The 16,626-nt window shown below is 46.9% G+C and carries 17 protein-coding genes, 1 tRNA gene and 1 pseudogene; 8 read left to right on the forward strand and 11 right to left on the reverse strand.

The features are described from left to right. The first annotated feature begins 13 nt into the window (after nt 1–13). From QUA74_RS04430 to QUA74_RS04445, 4 genes are all read left to right on the forward strand, one after another. On the forward strand, nt 14–424 hold the full coding sequence (locus QUA74_RS04430; RefSeq protein ID WP_333325383.1) for a HEPN domain-containing protein: 411 nt from the start codon (nt 14–16) through the stop codon (nt 422–424). After that, the gene (locus QUA74_RS04435) at nt 403–792 is read left to right on the forward strand and encodes a hypothetical protein (protein WP_333325384.1); all 390 of its coding nucleotides are present in this window, start codon (nt 403–405) and stop codon (nt 790–792) included. The genes QUA74_RS04430 and QUA74_RS04435 overlap by 22 nt, the downstream gene beginning before the upstream one ends. A 76-nt stretch (nt 793–868) precedes the next feature. Further along, on the forward strand, nt 869–1,654 hold the full coding sequence (xth, locus tag QUA74_RS04440) for an exodeoxyribonuclease III (RefSeq protein WP_333325388.1): 786 nt from the start codon (nt 869–871) through the stop codon (nt 1,652–1,654). Nucleotides 1,655–1,835: 181 nt separating this feature from the next. After that, entirely contained in the window at nt 1,836–2,711 is an 876-nt protein-coding gene (locus QUA74_RS04445; protein WP_333325391.1) for an SDR family oxidoreductase, read from the forward strand. A 75-nt stretch (nt 2,712–2,786) separates the two neighbouring features. Here QUA74_RS04445 and QUA74_RS04450 read toward each other — a convergent pair whose 3' ends face one another. Together QUA74_RS04450 and QUA74_RS04455 are read right to left on the reverse strand one after the other, a co-directional pair. Then, nucleotides 2,787–3,908, reverse strand: a complete 1,122-nt coding sequence (locus tag QUA74_RS04450) for an EAL domain-containing protein (RefSeq protein ID WP_333325394.1) — start codon at nt 3,906–3,908, stop codon at nt 2,787–2,789. A gap of 478 nt (nt 3,909–4,386) precedes the next feature. Continuing rightward, a tRNA-Pro gene (locus tag QUA74_RS04455) sits at nt 4,387–4,460 on the reverse strand. A 91-nt stretch (nt 4,461–4,551) separates the two neighbouring features. Here QUA74_RS04455 and lipA point away from each other — a divergent pair. From lipA to QUA74_RS04475, 4 genes and pseudogenes are all read left to right on the forward strand, one after another. Further along, nucleotides 4,552–5,427 (forward strand): annotated as a pseudogene (lipA, locus tag QUA74_RS04460) (lipoyl synthase); the annotation flags it as partial. Between the two features lie 144 nt (nt 5,428–5,571). Then, entirely contained in the window at nt 5,572–5,706 is a 135-nt protein-coding gene (locus QUA74_RS04465) for a hypothetical protein (protein WP_333325396.1), read from the forward strand. Between the two features lie 507 nt (nt 5,707–6,213). Continuing rightward, a complete protein-coding gene (sigC, locus tag QUA74_RS04470; protein WP_333325399.1) occupies nt 6,214–7,479 on the forward strand; it encodes an RNA polymerase sigma factor SigC in 1,266 nt (421 codons plus the stop codon). A 267-nt stretch (nt 7,480–7,746) separates the two neighbouring features. After that, the gene (locus QUA74_RS04475; protein WP_333325401.1) at nt 7,747–8,274 is read left to right on the forward strand and encodes a transcriptional repressor; all 528 of its coding nucleotides are present in this window, start codon (nt 7,747–7,749) and stop codon (nt 8,272–8,274) included. Nucleotides 8,275–8,451: 177 nt separating this feature from the next. On the opposite strand, the gene QUA74_RS04480 is transcribed toward QUA74_RS04475, so the two are convergent. From QUA74_RS04480 to rnpA, 9 genes are all read right to left on the reverse strand, one after another. Next, a complete protein-coding gene (locus QUA74_RS04480) occupies nt 8,452–10,026 on the reverse strand; it encodes a peptidoglycan-binding protein (RefSeq protein ID WP_333325404.1) in 1,575 nt (524 codons plus the stop codon). Between the two features lie 529 nt (nt 10,027–10,555). Beyond that, complete coding sequence (locus QUA74_RS04485) at nt 10,556–10,732, reverse strand: hypothetical protein (RefSeq protein ID WP_006632312.1); 177 nt, start codon at nt 10,730–10,732, stop codon at nt 10,556–10,558. Between the two features lie 447 nt (nt 10,733–11,179). After that, complete coding sequence (locus QUA74_RS04490; protein WP_333325406.1) at nt 11,180–11,641, reverse strand: SH3 domain-containing protein; 462 nt, start codon at nt 11,639–11,641, stop codon at nt 11,180–11,182. A 133-nt stretch (nt 11,642–11,774) separates the two neighbouring features. After that, nucleotides 11,775–13,283 (reverse strand): AAA family ATPase, encoded by a 1,509-nt coding sequence (locus tag QUA74_RS04495; RefSeq protein WP_333325408.1) that lies wholly within the window; start codon nt 13,281–13,283, stop codon nt 11,775–11,777. Between the two features lie 122 nt (nt 13,284–13,405). Further along, on the reverse strand, nt 13,406–13,921 hold the full coding sequence (locus QUA74_RS04500) for a YceD family protein (RefSeq protein ID WP_333325411.1): 516 nt from the start codon (nt 13,919–13,921) through the stop codon (nt 13,406–13,408). 97 nt (nt 13,922–14,018) lie between these two features. Continuing rightward, nucleotides 14,019–14,492 (reverse strand): R3H domain-containing nucleic acid-binding protein, encoded by a 474-nt coding sequence (locus tag QUA74_RS04505; RefSeq protein ID WP_333325413.1) that lies wholly within the window; start codon nt 14,490–14,492, stop codon nt 14,019–14,021. An 11-nt stretch (nt 14,493–14,503) separates the two neighbouring features. Next, nucleotides 14,504–15,652 (reverse strand): membrane protein insertase YidC, encoded by a 1,149-nt coding sequence (gene yidC / locus QUA74_RS04510; RefSeq protein ID WP_333325415.1) that lies wholly within the window; start codon nt 15,650–15,652, stop codon nt 14,504–14,506. A 203-nt stretch (nt 15,653–15,855) separates the two neighbouring features. Then, nucleotides 15,856–16,248 (reverse strand): PH domain-containing protein, encoded by a 393-nt coding sequence (locus QUA74_RS04515; protein WP_190656769.1) that lies wholly within the window; start codon nt 16,246–16,248, stop codon nt 15,856–15,858. Further along, nucleotides 16,220–16,624, reverse strand: coding sequence for a ribonuclease P protein component (gene rnpA, locus QUA74_RS04520; protein ID WP_333039176.1), 405 nt, complete (start codon nt 16,622–16,624; stop codon nt 16,220–16,222). The genes QUA74_RS04515 and rnpA overlap by 29 nt, the downstream gene beginning before the upstream one ends. Nucleotides 16,625–16,626: the final 2 nt, after the last annotated feature.

The raw sequence follows: 16,626 nt of genomic DNA on the forward strand, positions 1-16,626 counted from the left end.
GTATGCTAAACTTTTGAATAGCCAAGATTTACAGAACCTAGCACTCACTCGACTTGAAGAAGTAGAAGTGCTGCTCAACAATCATAAATACTCAGGTGCTTACTACCTCAGCGGTTATGTCATCGAATGCGCTTTAAAGGCTTGCATTGCCAAGCAAACTCAGGAATTTGATTTTCCTGACAAGAAAACTGTTATGGACAGTTACACCCACGATTTAGAAAAGTTGGTTAAAGTTGCTAAACTTGATAAAGAGTTAAGGTCTCTCCTCGACGATCCTAATTTTTCAGTGGGATGGTTAGAGGTCAGAGACTGGTCAGAAGAAAGCCGCTATCAAATACATAGCCAACAAAAAGCCCTGGATATATACTTAGCAATTACTGACCCCACTCACGGAGTTTTACAATGGCTACAGCAACATTATTAAGTCACGAAATAGCAGAAGGTCAAAGACTAATAGACGCTCTAAATGCAGCAAATCTATCAGTTGATTCTGCTCTCTGGAACTACGCACCAGAACCAGAAACATGGCGGCTGATGCTCACTTCACCTCTGTACGATCGCGAAGGTTCGCTGAAAACTTATGGGGAAATTCTGTCAGTCTTTCGCGAAGTTAAACCTGAATTGAAAATCGATTGGACAGCCCTCGTAGCAGTAAGCCCAAAACATGACTTAATTGAGGGCTTACGTCAGATACAACAAGATTGGAATTTAGACTTATCAGGCAGAAGAATGACGAATGATCGGATTAATCAGACGTGGATCGAAGATGCTTACATTTATCAAATCAAGTGACTAGACTGTGAATAAAATGGGTTAAAATAGGTGCGATCGCTCTCCCTCTCACCTAACCTTTAGGATTACTATATTAATGAAAATCGCCACCTGGAACGTCAACTCAATCCGCACCCGCCTAGAACACGTTACTAGCTGGTTGCAAACAAACTCCCCAGACGTTCTCTGCCTCCAAGAAACCAAAGTTCCAGACAAAGACTTTCCCCTAGAACCCTTCACCAACCTCGGCTACAACTGCTACATTTCCGGTCAAAAATCCTACAACGGCGTCGCCATTTTTAGCCGATCGCCCCTAACGCAAATCAGCACCGGATTTGCCCCCCTTCTCGGCGACGAAGCCACAGGTATGTTTGACGAACAAAAACGCCTCATAGCGGGGATTATAGACGATATTTGCATTATTTGCGTATACGTTCCCAACGGTTCCGAAGTTGGCAGCGAGAAATATGAGTACAAGCTAAAGTGGCTCAAACTGCTGCAAGAATACCTCAAAATAGCACTAGATAAATCCCCCAAATTGTGTATTTGCGGCGACTTCAACATCGTCCCGGACGATCGAGATATCCACAATCCCAAAGCCAATGCTAACTCCGTCGGCTTGTCTGTCGCCGAGCGCCTCGCGCTAACAGAAATCATAGAATTAGGATTAAACGACCCCTTTCGCAAATTCACCACAGAAGGCGGTCATTATAGCTGGTGGGACTACCGCGCCGCCGCATTTCCCCGCAACAACGGCTGGAGAATCGACCACCATTATCTCAGCCCTCCCCTCTACGAACAAGCAAAAAACTGTACAATAGATACTGCTCCCAGAAAATTAATCAAACCCAGCGACCACGCCCCCGTAATTGTCGAAATTTGATTTATAAGTTATAAGGTTAATAACAATTAACATCTTGCCCCATTCTCAATAAGCCTTGGATGGGCGGACAGGATGCCCAACCCCCTACTCCCCACAAGAAAATTCACTCTTTGTGGAACCGGCATCTTGCCTACTATTGAGAAAAGTGCAATATGTAAGTAACAACCAACAACTAAAAATCATGTTCTTAGTAACCGGAGCAACAGGCGCACTAGGCCGCCGAATTGTACGAGAAATCAGACAGCAAGAGAAGCCTGTCCGCGCATTCGTTCGCCTCGCATCTCGCTACTCAGAACTAGAAAACCGAGGCGCCGAGATTTTTATCGGCGACTTAAAACAAGACAAAGATATTAAAAAAGCCTGCCAAGGAGTGCAATACATTATCAGCAGCCACGGCACCGGCGGCGACGTTCAAGCAGTTCACTACCGCGCTAACATAGAATTGATCGACTGCGCCAAAGAAGCGGGAGTGCAGCACTTTGTCTTTCTTTCGGTACTGGGAGTCGATCGCGGATACGAAGATTCAGCAGTATTTAAAGCCAAGCGAGAAGTAGAAAAATACCTGCAAAACAGTGGCTTGAATTATACAATCTTGCGGCCTGCTGGTTTTGCTTCCAGCTTGTTACCACTAGCAGAAAGATTTCGAGAAACCGGACTTTACCTGCTGATTGGCGACGGCAAAAACCGCACCTCTGTTGTCAGTACCGACGATTTGGCAAAGATTGCAGCAGACTCGCCAACAGTCGAAGGCGCCCGCAACCAAATTCTGCGAGTCGGTGGCCCGGATGTGCTGACAAGGGATGACATTCCCCGCATTTTTGCACGCTTATTCAAGCGCGAACCGATGGTAATCAACCCGCCGCTGATGGTGTTTGACGGTTTGAGAAATGCTTTGGGTTTATTGAATCCTCAAGCTCAAAAAGACTTAGGAACTTTGCGGGTATTGCTGGGTAACGAGTATTTCTGCACTCCCGAAGAAGTGCAAAACTTGGAATCAATCTACAGCATGAAAATGGAATCCTTAGAAATGTTTTTGCGACGCAATTTGAGCGTTTAAAATGCTAGTTATTCTCGTTACCAGGCTCTGCCTGGTAACGAGCAAATGTAGCGCCAAATCGCAAATGTAAACCATTTAAGCAGAAATAGGTACTGGTTCAGCACCAATATAGCTCGTAACTGCGATCGGCGGAGAAGTCGGCTTAGCAATCAAATAACCTTGAACAAAAGTTGCTCCCCGTTCTCGCACCCACTCAAACTCCTCCAAAGTTTCCACACCTTCAGCAACAGTTTTAATTTCTAATTGAGCAGCAATTTCTAACATCTTTTCCGTAATGAGAGCCTTATAATAATCTTGATGGACGTTGCGAATCAATTGCATATCCAACTTAATAAAATCTGGACGCAGTTGGTGCATCAAATTTAAATTAGAAGAACCGCTGCCAAAATCGTCCAGGGCAATTAAAAATCCCGCCTCTCGGTAAAACCTCAGAATATTAATTAAGTGATCCATATCAGGAGGGTGCTGAGATTCCGCCACTTCAAAAACAATATTGCTGTGAGGAATTCCCGCTTCATCAATAGCCTGTACTGTTCTCCGCAGACACGTAGCGGGATCGTAAACTGAAGTGGGAGAAAAATTAATAAAAAGTAGTTCTTTGATATCGTAAACATGGGCTTCGCGGATAGCGCGAGTCCGGGCTAAAACATCTAGTTGAAAAATTAGGCCTGCTGATTCTGCTTGGGCAAAAATCCGGCCCGGATAAATTAAGTTTCCTTGCTCGTCAATTCCTCGGAGTAGCGCTTCGTGGGCAAAAATTTTAGAAGTATCTGAGGTATAAACAATGGGCTGAAAATGTGTAGTAATGCGTTCTTCGGACAATAAATCTAACAGCCAATCAGAGTTACTCAAATTAATAAAATAGTCTAAGGAAGTGCTGCGATAAAAATCGCTAAGTTTTGGCTGTTCAACTTCGCGCATCCACAAAACTTTTGTCTCTTTCAACTCTTGAGTTGTCAGCACCGATGATGCTAGGGCCTTAAACTTTTCGTTTGCTATGCCCTCAAGCATAATGTACAAACACTTGCTCTCTTCTAACAGCCCGAATTCAAGTTTAGCCTTGGTCAGTGCAGAAATAACCTTATTCAACGTGTGTGATACTGGAAACCACAGGTATAGACCTCCCCTGCCCTCTATTTTTTCAGGTACTGTTTCGCAGCGAGAGCAGGAGCCGAAGGCTTTGCCACTTATTTGCATTGGAATATCCTCCGGTTTTTGGGTTAATTTTAGACAAGCTAACAATTAAGTTTTATTATAAGCTCATTCATCTATTAATTCATCTATCTCAAGATGTAAATCTTAATGAACTTGTATTTAAGAATTATTGCAGTATTTATACTTGCCTCCGGTTTCAAACCTTGCTCAAAGTTCTCAGCATTGAGCAAGTACCTGCGATTAAACACAGTCCCAAATCATCACAGAGGGAGAAGGCAAAGACTTGTTGTCTACTCTCTACTGCTGATCTGATTGTTTACGTTTTATTCTATAATTCCCTTTGGCAAAACAGTCGGTACAGTTGATTTTTTAGCAAAGGGGAATTAACACGCCCGTGAAGCGCAGCTATCCCGTAGGGAATCGCCCCAGAGACTAATTTATGCGTACCACAAATATACACACCCGGACGATCGCCCAAAACAAACTCAATTGCTGGGGCATATCCAATTTAATTTTATAATCGGGATGACAGGATTTGAACCTGCGACCCCCTCGTCCCGAACGAGGTGCGCTACCAAGCTGCGCTACATCCCGAAATTAGTCACTATATTTTAAGCTTATCACATTCAAGTGAAAATTTAGCAACCTCGTATATAATGATTTGTAAAACACTACTCAGGCGGAGACAGACGTGACAGTTAAGCCCCAGTGGTTGCGAGTTAAAGCCCCCCAGTGGGAGCGCGTCGGCAACGTCAAAGAAATTCTGCGCGATTTAGCCCTGAATACGGTTTGCGAGGAGGCGTCGTGTCCCAACATCGGCGAATGTTTCAACGCAGGTACTGCCACATTTTTGATTATGGGCCCGGCTTGTACCCGCGCCTGTCCTTACTGCGACATCGATTTTGAGAAAAAGCCCCAACCTTTAGATCCCACAGAACCCCAAAGATTGGCGCAAGCGGTACAGCGGCTCAAACTCAACCACGTCGTGATTACCTCTGTCAACCGGGACGATTTGCCGGATGGGGGCGCGTCTCAGTTTGTCGAGTGCATTCAAGCAGTGCGATCGGCGATGCCCGATACAACTATAGAAGTTTTGATTCCCGACTTGTGCGGCAACTGGCAGGCTTTAGAAATTATTCTCGCAGCCCGGCCAGAGGTACTCAACCACAATACCGAAACCGTAAAGCGACTTTACCGCAAGGTGCGACCGCAAGGAAAGTACGATCGCACCTTGGAACTATTGCAGCGAAGCCGCGAACTCGCACCTGGGGTTTACACCAAATCCGGCATCATGGTGGGGCTCGGAGAAACAGACGCCGAAATTCGGGAGGCGATGCAGGACTTACGGGCTGTCGGCTGCGATATTTTAACAGTTGGACAGTACCTGCAACCGACTCAAAAGCACTTGAACGTAGAAAACTTTGTGCCTCCGGAACAGTTTGATGCTTGGAGAAAGTTTGGCGAATCTTTGGGATTCTTGCAAGTTGTTGCTTCTCCCTTAACTCGCAGTTCCTATCACGCCGAACAGGTGAGGGAACTGATGAAACTTTACCCACGCTAGCAATTTTAATTTGAGTTGACTCGCGCCCAATCGCACCATTCTCACTAAAACCCGATCAACCCGGTAACAGCAAGGAAAAACTTGCGCTTGATATGCAGGCCCAGGGCAAAAAACCCGGTTTCAGATGCTGGTGTTAGGGGCGTGATGTTAAGCCCGAAGCAGCAGGCAACAGCACAACAATTATCGGTCGATCGTCGCCTCAAAGTCGCGACTTACGCAAAAGAGATCCAGAAACCGGGTTTCTTCCTCAAACTTCTAGGTTTTAATCCAGAAATTTGAGGAAGAAACCCGGTTTTTGCGTCAGCTAATAACTCGGTACTGGGGACTCTAGCAACTCTGAAACCCTTATTCTGTAATGGATTAAACTTCTGCGCTCACTGCAGCGTATTTAATCAAGAGCGCCGAGTTATATAAAGTTTTATTAAAAAAATGGCTAATTTTCCGAAGTGATCGGGAACCAGCTTATCGGTGATGAAGATTAACTTAACTTCTGACTAACGTCACTTGTTTCTAGCCAGTCACTATCTATACTAGCTACATAAACAAAGAAGTACAACACACTTTTCGGGCCTTCAACCTGTTACATCAGAAAGTTCTTAGCGTTTTCCAGAATCTTGGTAAAACAAGTGGGGCAGCAAAAGTTCGATCAAACAACAGCAGAAAAGTCAGGAAAGTTAGTAAAGAAACACAAAGCGGTGATGCTTCGTCTTAACCAACTGGGCATCTTAATTATAAATAACCGCTAAGCGTAGCATCTTTTCACCCGGAGCAACTGAGAAAATCACTATGCCAGCCACCTCTTTTTACGCTGAAGCTGAATTCGACGAACAACTGCGAGTCAATCCCTTGCAAGGTGATGTGTTGGATGAAGATGCTGAAGAAGCTGGAGACGAACTGCTCGACCAAGACCCAGCAGAGACAGAAGATGCAGACCCAGCAGCCAAATTGCAAAAAAATGCCAGCCGTCGCACTACAGATTTAGTGCGCCTGTACCTCCAAGAAATAGGTCGGGTTCGTCTCTTGGGTAGAGACGAAGAAGTCTCGGAAGCTCAAAAAGTTCAGCGCTATATCAAATTGCTGGAATTACGCAACACCGTCGCCTCCCAGGAAGAAGGACTAATTGGACGCTTCGTGCATTTAATTGAAGTGCGCGATCGCTTAGCAGCACAGTTGGGACATAAACCTTCCCTGGAACGCTGGGCATTAACTGCCGGCGTCGATGACGTGCCAGAACTCAAGCGAATTATGTCCGAAGGCAAGCGCCACTGGGCAGAGTTAGCAGAGATGACAGTCGAGACGATCGAAAGAATTCAAGCTGAAGGCGTCGAAGCTAAAGACCACATGATTAAGGCGAACCTGCGCCTGGTGGTTTCGGTGGCGAAAAAATATCAAAATCGCGGTTTAGAATTGCTCGACTTAATACAAGAAGGTACTCTCGGACTGGAGCGAGCTGTAGAAAAGTTTGACCCGACGCGGGGCTATCGGTTTAGCACCTATGCCTACTGGTGGATTCGGCAGGGAATTACGCGGGCGATCGCCACTCAAAGCCGCACCATTCGCCTCCCCGTCCACATCACCGAAAAACTTAACAAAATCAAAAAAGCCCAGCGCAAAATTTCTCAAGAAAAAGGTCGGACAGCTACGATCGAAGATATCGCTGTCGAGTTGGACATGACGGCGCCCCAAGTCCGAGAAGTTTTGCTGCGAGTTCCCCGTTCTGTTTCTTTGGAAACTAAAGTGGGCAACGAAAAAGATACAGAGTTGGGCGACTTGCTCGAAACCGACAGCATCTCCCCAGAAGAAATGCTGATGCGAGAAGCTCTGCACCGGGACTTACAGCAACTGCTGGCAGATTTGACCAGCCGGGAGCGAGATGTAATTTTGATGCGCTTTGGTTTGGGCGACGGACACCCCTATTCGCTGGCAGAAATCGGTCGCGCCCTCGACTTGTCCCGCGAGCGAGTCCGCCAAATTGAAGCCAAAGCTTTGCAAAAACTCCGCCAACCCAAGCGTCGCAACCGCGTGCGCGACTATCTGGAGTCTCTGACTTAAATTGGGACGGTCAGTCAGCGCGATTAATCAGGGAGCAAGGCATTTGGCACTTGTGCAGAAGGCATGAGGCATTCGGCAGAAGTAACAATATTTACTTCTAAACAACTTCTCTGTCCTCTGCAGCAAGTCATCAAGCTTGTTAAAAGTAAAAAAATATCAAAAACCAAATTTTTTCCTCAATCTTTTTTCAATAAGCTGCGATATTTGCAAAATATCTTGATCGTTGTGTATTATTGTCAATAGGCAGACTTTCTTGAGAGGGTCACAATGGCACTTTACACCGCGTCTTCATTCAAATCCGAACTCAATGACAAAGGCTGGCGGATGACTCCCCAACGGGAAACCATCTTGCACGTTTTTCAGAACCTCCCCAAAGGCAATCACCTGAGTGCGGAGGATTTGTACACTTTGTTAAAAAATCGCGGAGAAAACATTAGCTTGTCCACCATTTACCGAACTTTAAAGTTAATGGCAAGGATGAGCCTCCTCCGCGAACTCGAACTAGCAGAAGGTCACAAACACTATGAAATAAACCAGCCTTACCCGCATCACCACCACCACCTAGTCTGTGTTCAGTGCAACAGAACGATCGAATTTAACAACGATTCGATTTTGAAAATTGGCATGAAGCAAGCTGAAAAGTCTGGGTTGCACCTGCTAGACTGCCAGCTAACCATTCATACGGTGTGCCACGAAGCTTTGCGGATGGGATGGCCGTCTTTGGTTTCCAGCAATTGGTCTTGTCCGAGGTCGATCGCCCAGCACGGCAGCAGCGCCCCGGATTCAATCGAGTGAACGTAGCCTATTTTCGCATTTCAAGTACGGATTGTTACAAGTTTTAACAAAGATTGGTAGCCCAAGTGCGATCACAGTTACGCGGAAACCGGGTTTCTTCAGAAAAATACATCATTTCAGGAATGAGTCGGAAACCAGAAACCCGATTTCTTTGATGTAGCGTCCGCAAGCCTGGGGCTAAAAAGTTTGGCTTAACAAATCGTCGCTGCTGACCCCGTAACTGCGCTGAGCTCGATCGAGGGCGTCTCTCGTCGGAGTATCTAAAACTCCGCCGATGGGGCCTGTGTAAAAGCCGAGGTCTTGCAGCCGCCTTTGTAATTGCTGAATGCTCGATCGAGAGTTGAAACTGCTGCTAATTGGAACAGCAGGAACAGCTACCCGCCCAGCTAATCCATTTTGGAGGGCAGCCAAAGTCGCCGGAGTGGCAATACCCGTCGCCGGTGACAAATTGCGTTCCTGCTGAAACGACAGCACCGCAAACTCGGTCTCGGCTCCAAATACTCCGTTCACCGGGCCGGGGTTTTTGCCCAGACTTCTGAGCGAAGACTGAAGTTGTCGGACAGCAGGCCCAGTATCGCCCCGTCGCAGACCAGTGGCGATTTGTGGCACAGGCGCTGCTGCCTGCCTGTTGCCTTGCCGCAAAGCCGATCGAGTGCTGCGATCGACTCTTCCAGTCCCGAACAGTCCGCTATCCCTCTGAAAGCGGATCAAAGCTGCCTGAGTTGGTCGATCGAACCAACCGTGAATCTGGCTCCTGTAATAACCCAATTCTTGCAGCCGCCGCTGCACAAATTCTACTTGTCGGCCTCTGTCGCCCAACTCCAGAAAATCTCCGGCATTACTCTGTTGGTCATCTTCCTCAGTCCATGAGGTAATTTCAGCTTGCCTCATCTGGGCATCGATAGCAGTCAAAGTAGCAGTGTCAGCGCAGCCGTCAGAAACCAGATTGTAATCTTGCTGAAAACGAGTCACAGCGTAGAGAGTGCGTTCGCGGAACTTGCCGTCAACGCCACCTTCAAAATAGCCCAAAGCTTTTAATTGCCGCTGGATCAAGTCTACCGTCGCCCCTCTGTCCCCGAACCGCAGCCCCTTGCAACCGCCATTTCCCGAAATATCCCCCGGAAGCGTAACGGGGGGAACCGGCCGGGTGGAACCAAACAGCAAAGCTAAAGTTTGCCTATCGGCAATTCCAGTTACCCGCAGTCGATTAATTCGCTGGAAGTATCTAACCGCATTTTGAGTAACTTCGCGAAAACTCCCTGTGGGATGCGCGCTGAAGTAGCCTAGCTGCTTCAACCTGCGCTGGAGAGCAGAAACACCTGCACCCGCGTCTCCAAAACGCAGCTCCCGATAATTTGTATAAATAGTATTAAAAGGTCGATCGTCCCCCGCAAAATTGTTGAGTGCTATCACAGTAGCTCGATCGGGCCTACCAGTCAGCGACAGTTGATAGTCTCGCTGAAAGTTAGTCAGAGCTTGTTGAGTAACCGGGCCGAGTTGACCAGTCGAAGATCTGGGAAAATAGCCGAGTTCCCGCAACCTGTCTTGAATCGCTCGCACATTGGGATATCCCGGATCTATTTGAGCAAAAGCCGAACCGGCTGCACTCAAAACCGACAGCATCAAAGCCAGAGACAGCAAACGGACGTATGTCTGACTCGATAGGTTTTGCCACTTGGGCTCATCAAAAATTTTCGAGTCTGCGGGTGCTTCGCAAACAAGAGCAAGTTCGAGGTAAGCAAGAGATTCCATAATTTTTTAGTGTGAAATTGTGGGTGGGTTGTGTGAGCAAACTGCCAAAAATGATTTTTGGCACGCTTGGCTTGGATTCTATCAACGCTAAGTTCTACTTGGAAAGCGCCAAGCACCCGTGTTTCTAAAAAATTTACCGTCAATAATAATTACAGGTAATAACCAAGATAGCATCGCTGCTTCTAGAGGCGCGAGACTCAGCAAAAAAGTTTGCAAGCACATCTTAGCCTTTAAGGCCGAAACAGAATAAGTTATGGGGTAGTGCTGGCTAATATTTTATCTGGCTGCCGCAGAAATTACCACAAGACTTGCGCGCAGGTTCTCATCACTTTAATTGGTTGTCGGGTAAAGAGCCTGAAATCGTAGGTTTTTTGTTAAGAAACGCGGCTTCTTCATGTGGCGAGTGCGTCTGGGAAAGTACCGCTGATTAACCAAAAAACTAGCCACTACAAATCCCCACTTTTGCAAGTTGCAAATAGGGCGGGGATTTTTTGATAAGTTGACTTTCTCTTAAAAAATAGACGATCGCTTAAATTAAGCCGAACCGATCGCAAATTACAGCTACTCCCGCTGCAAAAACAGTAATTGCGATGGCTACCAGCGGGTTTTGCCCTCTGCTAACCGCAAAAGAGGTAACGACCCCAGCTCCCAAAGCTGCAGTAACAGCCGCAGTCGCCAAATCTCGATCGGGACGTTTGTCGTACATATTTTTTATTGTTGGTAGCTGAAGAGCTGAAAACTTACATCTTGTAATCCAAGCTACCACTCTTGCCTCTGCCGCGGTGACCACCGCCTGGGTTTTGCAACTAACCTTAAAATTTTGCTAATTTTCTTAACATAGTCTCCTTCATAACATAAGTTAAGATTATGTTTTTTAGAGTTTTTCTGTTGAATTTTAGCTCTTGAAACCTTTTGTCTGCTGGACTTTTATGTTAAATTCAGGATTTTGCAGGGGCGATCGCACCCGCAGTCTGTGCGCTTCACACTGCAATCCCCAATATCGTAAATAAAATTAACTTGACTTTTTGTGATAAATGTGTATGCAGCCCTTTCAAGCAAAAGACAGAAAAAAAATTGACCCTGGTGAACAATCCACACACTGCGATTGCTTCGCTGCCCTCACAATGATAGGAGTAGATTTTTGGTCTAAGTTTTATTCGCCCTCAACTTTTTCAGTATTGCCGCCTTTGACCCAACCTTCGCGATTGCCATCCTCAATCCGAATTCGCTGCCACTCTTTGTCCGGGGACTCTTCCAAAACCACGACTCTTTCCTTGTAACCAACACCGCCAATGCGATTCGAGTCTCGACTACCAGTATCCCGGAGAATTAAGCCGATCGGCTGAGTCACCATCGCGCGGTAAGCTCCCGGTTCCAGCGGTTTGGGAGAGGGGGCATCGCTAGATGTAGAAACAGGGCTAGCCTGGGCTGTTGACTTCGGCGCAGCGCCCGCAACCTGAGGTGGTGTTTTGTCGTTGGAAAAAACTGGTTTTTCGGGCAAAGTAGTTAGCTTAGCGGCAAAGTAAAGTGCAGCAGCCACGCTAGCACCTGCCATCAGGACGATCGCGAGCAGAAAACCCACTAAAAATTTGAAAACGCTATATACACTGTTCATAAAACCGCAAATGAAGGAAGAAGGAAGAGGGAAGAAGGAAGAGGGAAGAAGGAAGAAGGAAGAAGGTTGAGTAAAATCTGGTAACTGCCAACTGACAACTGGCTACTAACTACTGACTACTGACTTCAAAAGCTTAACCTTGAATCCGGCGGCTCAAACTGCCGTATCTAGAAGCAAGGCGAGCTTTCCCAGCAGCGGCCCAATCTTGGAGAAACTGGATTTGTTCTTGAGCCGTTCTGGCTAAGGGAACCATCTGACTAGCTGATTCTAAAATATCATCTGTGGTAAAGTCTCGATTTTGGCTAAACCCAATGTGCATTGCTTCAATCAAAGTTTGCTCGATTTCGGCTCCTGAAAAATCGGGAGTTTCGTAAGCCAAGCGCTCTAAATCGTAATTTTTGATGCTGTGCGATCGCAACCGCAACAAATGTACCTCAAAAATCGCCCGCCGTTCCTCCTGGCTGGGCAAACCCACAAAAAATATTTCGTCAAACCTGCCTTTTCTGAGCATTTCTGGCGGCAAAGACTGGATGTTGTTGGCTGTTGCGACTACAAACACTGGCGAAGTTTTTTCGGCCAACCAAGTAATAAATGTCCCGAAGACGCGGCTGGTTGTCCCGGAATCGCCTTTACCGTCCAATCCGGCAAAAGCTTTGTCAATCTCGTCAATCCACAGCACGCAGGGGGCCAAAGCTTCCGCTAGCTGAATCATTTGTCTGGTGCGGGATTCCGATTCTCCGACTAATCCGGCAAACAAACGCCCGACATCCAAGCGCAGCAAAGGCAAATGCCAGTGGTGGGCGATCGCCTTTGCTGTTAAGGATTTTCCGGTTCCTTGAATTCCGACTAACAACAAACCTCTGGGATGCGGCAAACCGTATTGGCGGGCTCGATCGGAAAAAGCACCACCGCGCCGCAGCAGCCATTCTTTGAGATTGTCCAAACCGCCGATATCGGAAATATTTTCGCGCGCAGGGTAAAAATCCAGAATTTGAGTTTGGCGAATTGTTTGGCGCTTTTCTTCTAAAATCAGTTCCGCGTCGTCGGGATGGAGTTCGCCTCTGGTGGCGATCGCCTTTGCCAAAACTCGGCGAATTCGTTCGATCGACAGACCTTGACAGGAGCGCACCATTTCGTCCAGCAAACGCCCTTCAATGGCTTGTCCGGTAGCCCCTAACAGCCTTTCCACCTCAATTTTGATTTCCGCCGCCGCAGGCAGGGGAAATTCCAAAACAGTCATCACTTCGCTGAGGTCTTCCGGGATCGAAATTAGAGGAGATACGATGACAATATTTTTGGGCACCGATTTGAGAAGTCTCGCCAAATTCCGCAGCTTGCGGGAAATCGAGACATCTTCTAAAAAGCGCTGAAAATCTCGCAAAATAAAGATTGCCGGGGCGGAGGCAGGCAACTTTTCGAGAAATTCTAAAGCTTGGAGGGGGTTGCGCTTGCCAAAACCAGCATCGTTGGGATTGCCTTGGTAGCCATCAACAAAATCCCAGATGTAGACAGCGCGAGAACCCTGTTTTTTGGCGGATTGGGCGATCGCCGCTTCTACGCGCTCTTCTTCCCGTGTCGGAATGTAAATTAGGGGGTAGCGCGATCGCAGCAGTAATTCAAACTCGTCGCTAAAAATAGTCATTAGTCAGTTGTCAGTGGTTAGTTGTTAGTTGTCAGTGGTTATTTCTTATTTGTTATTTCTTATTTGTTATTAGCTAATTCCAACTGCCAACTGCCAACTGCCAACTGCCAACTGCCAACTGACTAAGGCAATTGCCGTTTAAGTGCTTCCAGAGAGGCCCAGCGACTGTCTGAGACTGTTTCGGAGCTTTCTGTATTTGTTTCATCATCAGTTAAAGAAATTCCCGGACATTCAGTATCGCATATCTGTTTGTGCGGCAGTTCCAAACACATTTGCTCGTACACCCAATCGCTCGGAGAGAAATAGCCCCCTGGGGACAAATTTTCCACCAAATCTTCTAAAGCAACTTCTATTTCTGCTGAACTGGAATCTGTTTGATTTGCTGTTTCTTCGAGCCAGATTAGTTCTGATGAGTTGAGTGCCAAACGATGATTGTATTGTTTCAAGCATCTGTGGCAGGTGAGAGTAACAATTGTTTCAGCTTTTGCCTTCACCTCAAGATAATTCCCTTGGTGAGCCACTTGCAGTCGCCCTCGCACCGGAGTAAGAGTTTCTAAATCGGGGATAAATTCTTCAAAATCAATGACCTCTTTCCGCTCTGTTTTTGTGAGTAGATGAGGGATATAAATTGTCTCCATAATCTTTCGCCTTCCTAATTCTTGAATTCAAAGGTCAAAAGGAATAGTTAATTTTTAACTTCTTCCTTCTTCCTTCTTCCTTCTTCCTTCTTTAGCGTCAGCGCAGCCGCACCACCAAACGCCGATCGGGTTCTTGTCCTTGACTGTAAGTTTCTATGTCCTCACATTCGCTCAAAAAGCTGTGGACTTGACGGCGTTCTGCCGAAGACAACGATTTGAGTTCAAATTCAACTCCCGTCGAGCGCGCTTGATCTGCTGCGTACTCTGCCATCGATCGCAATTCCTCTTGGCGGCGGATGCGATAGCCATTTAGTTCAACTGTATAAGGAATTGACTCCTCTACTTCCTGACCTATATTCTGAACCGTGTTGCAGAGGTACTGAATGGCATCTATTACATTACCGTTTGGCCCGACTAAGATTGCAACTTGTTCTTGAGTCAGATTGCTTTCATCTATTGTCATCCAATAGCAATCTTTTTGTTGTTCGCATACCACTTTTGAAGGAATTGCGGACAGTTGTAGCAATTCTTCTAACCATTGCTGTCCGCGCTGCATTTGAGAGTCTTTCATTGTTGTTAAAATCAAGCCTTTTTCTTGGCACGCTTGGGCTCAAAGGGAATGGCATCTAATCCCTGGTCTTTTTTGGTTTTCGCCTCTGCTTCGTCCACTATTTTTTGCAGGTTTTCCGGCAGCGGTTCTCGCGACAAAATGAACGACTGAACAGTTTGGAAGATGTTAGCAATCAGCATATACATCAACACGCCGGCGGGCAGCGGGAAGAACAAAAACATCCCTGAAAATATGACTGGAGTCAGTTTGTTGACGGTAGCCTGTTGGGGATTATCGTTTGGCCCTTGTGCTTGTCCCGAAAGAGTTTGGTTGATATACAAACTGATGCCGAAGCCCAGGATCATTACCAAAATATCCCAGTGGATTGTACCGTCTGAGTCGATCGCGCCAACGCGGCCTAGAGCTTCAATAAACAGGAATCCTTTGTTACTAGCCAATCCGGGGATTGTGCCTTGAACTGTGGCTTCACCGGGCGCTAAGGCCGTAATGTTTCCCTGTTCATCTACCTTGATCAGATCTTCGCCTTTGATGACTTTCCAGCCGGGTTCAAAGTCGATTTCGCTCTTATTTTCTGCCGCTAAAACTTTGAGAGGTTTGCCTTCTGGGGTTTGAAAATTAATCTTGGTTGTGTCGCCGACTGCGAGTTTGTCGCCGCCTGGAATTACGCCCACAACAGGAGCATGAAAAGTACCGGTGACGTAAATATTTTGGGGCGGTGTAGCAAAAGCTTGCGGTTGAACAGCTTCGATTTGTTCTTTGGGCAAAACTTGAACGTTGACGCTGTAATTTATGTCAGAAAACGGCGAACCCCGGAGCGTTGCAAACAGTGCAAACAGCACTGGCATTTGCAGCACCAACGGGAAGCATCCTGCTAGAGGATTACCAAATTCTTTGTATACTTTGCTCATTTCCTCCTGCTGTTTTGCAGGATTTTCTTTATAGAGTTTTTGAATTTGATCTACTCGCTCTTTCATCAACGGCTGCGCTACTTTCATGCGCCGCATATTGCGAAGAGAGCCTGCGTTGAGAGGATAAAGAGCAAAGCGAATCACAAGCGTCAGAGCTACGATCGCTAAACCGTAGCTTGGCACGATCCCGTAGAAAAAATCTAGGATCGGGAGCATGAGGTTGTTGGAGAGAAACGAGATACCAAAATCCATTCGCTTTGAGTTAATTTAGGTGCTCTATGTTTGCTGTTGAGAACTATTTTTACCCGCTTAACGCGAGCCGCCTCAATTTTCAGGGTTTTGTCTCTATCTTAGGACATTGCCCGTCGATCGACCGCCCAGTCTGCGGGTTTGTTGTAATGAGTTTGCCAATATTCGCACTCACTTTACCCTGATTTGAGGGCGAAGCGGTTCGGTTATTTAGCTTGAGCCGCGTTTGCTTTTTGAGCGGCTGCGGGCAGTTTTTCGTTAATGTAGTCATACATTGCTCGAAATTTTGGCATAGCTCTGAGTTCCAAGCGGCTGCCATTTTTCATTGTGAGCACCATGTCTCCGTAAGTCCCGAAACCGCGAGGTACTGTGACGATTTTGACTATATCTGAGTAGATAACGTCTGTCTGATCGCCCCCCATCCAACCGCTGGTTACGGACACTCGGCGGCTCGTGATCCGATACCGCAGCCACAGAGCCCGGACAATTCCTCCTACTGCGAGGGGGATTCCGACGACTGTCAGCCCTAGGAGTAAGTTGATGATCAAGTCTCCCGGCGCGGGGCCGCCTTCATAATATACTTCCTCTCGAATTCCCATCTAGTACCTCGGCTTCTACCAACAACTGCTCTAATTCTTGCAGAATTTCTGCATAATTGCACTCTTGTGCGATCGGACGCACGACAATTACTAAATCCCACCCGAATTTTAATCTGGGCAATAGCTGTCGCAAAGCTGCCCGAATCTGACGCTTAATCCGGTTGCGGACTACAGCGCGTTTGCTGACTTTCAGGCTGATGGAAATGCCTGTGCGAGTCGGCTGCAAGGATTTCTCGGCTGTCGGTTTGCTTAATTCGACGCTTTTTGGTTTACGCAGAGCTCTTAAGCTGAAATGGGCCGAGTTACGGCGCATTCCCTTGCGGTATACGGCGCTGAAGTCTTTTCGGTGCTTAAGTCGGTTTGTATCGGGCAACATGG

It is taken from the genome of Microcoleus sp. LAD1_D3 (assembly GCF_036702135.1).
Lineage (GTDB): Bacteria > Cyanobacteriota > Cyanobacteriia > Cyanobacteriales > Microcoleaceae > Microcoleus.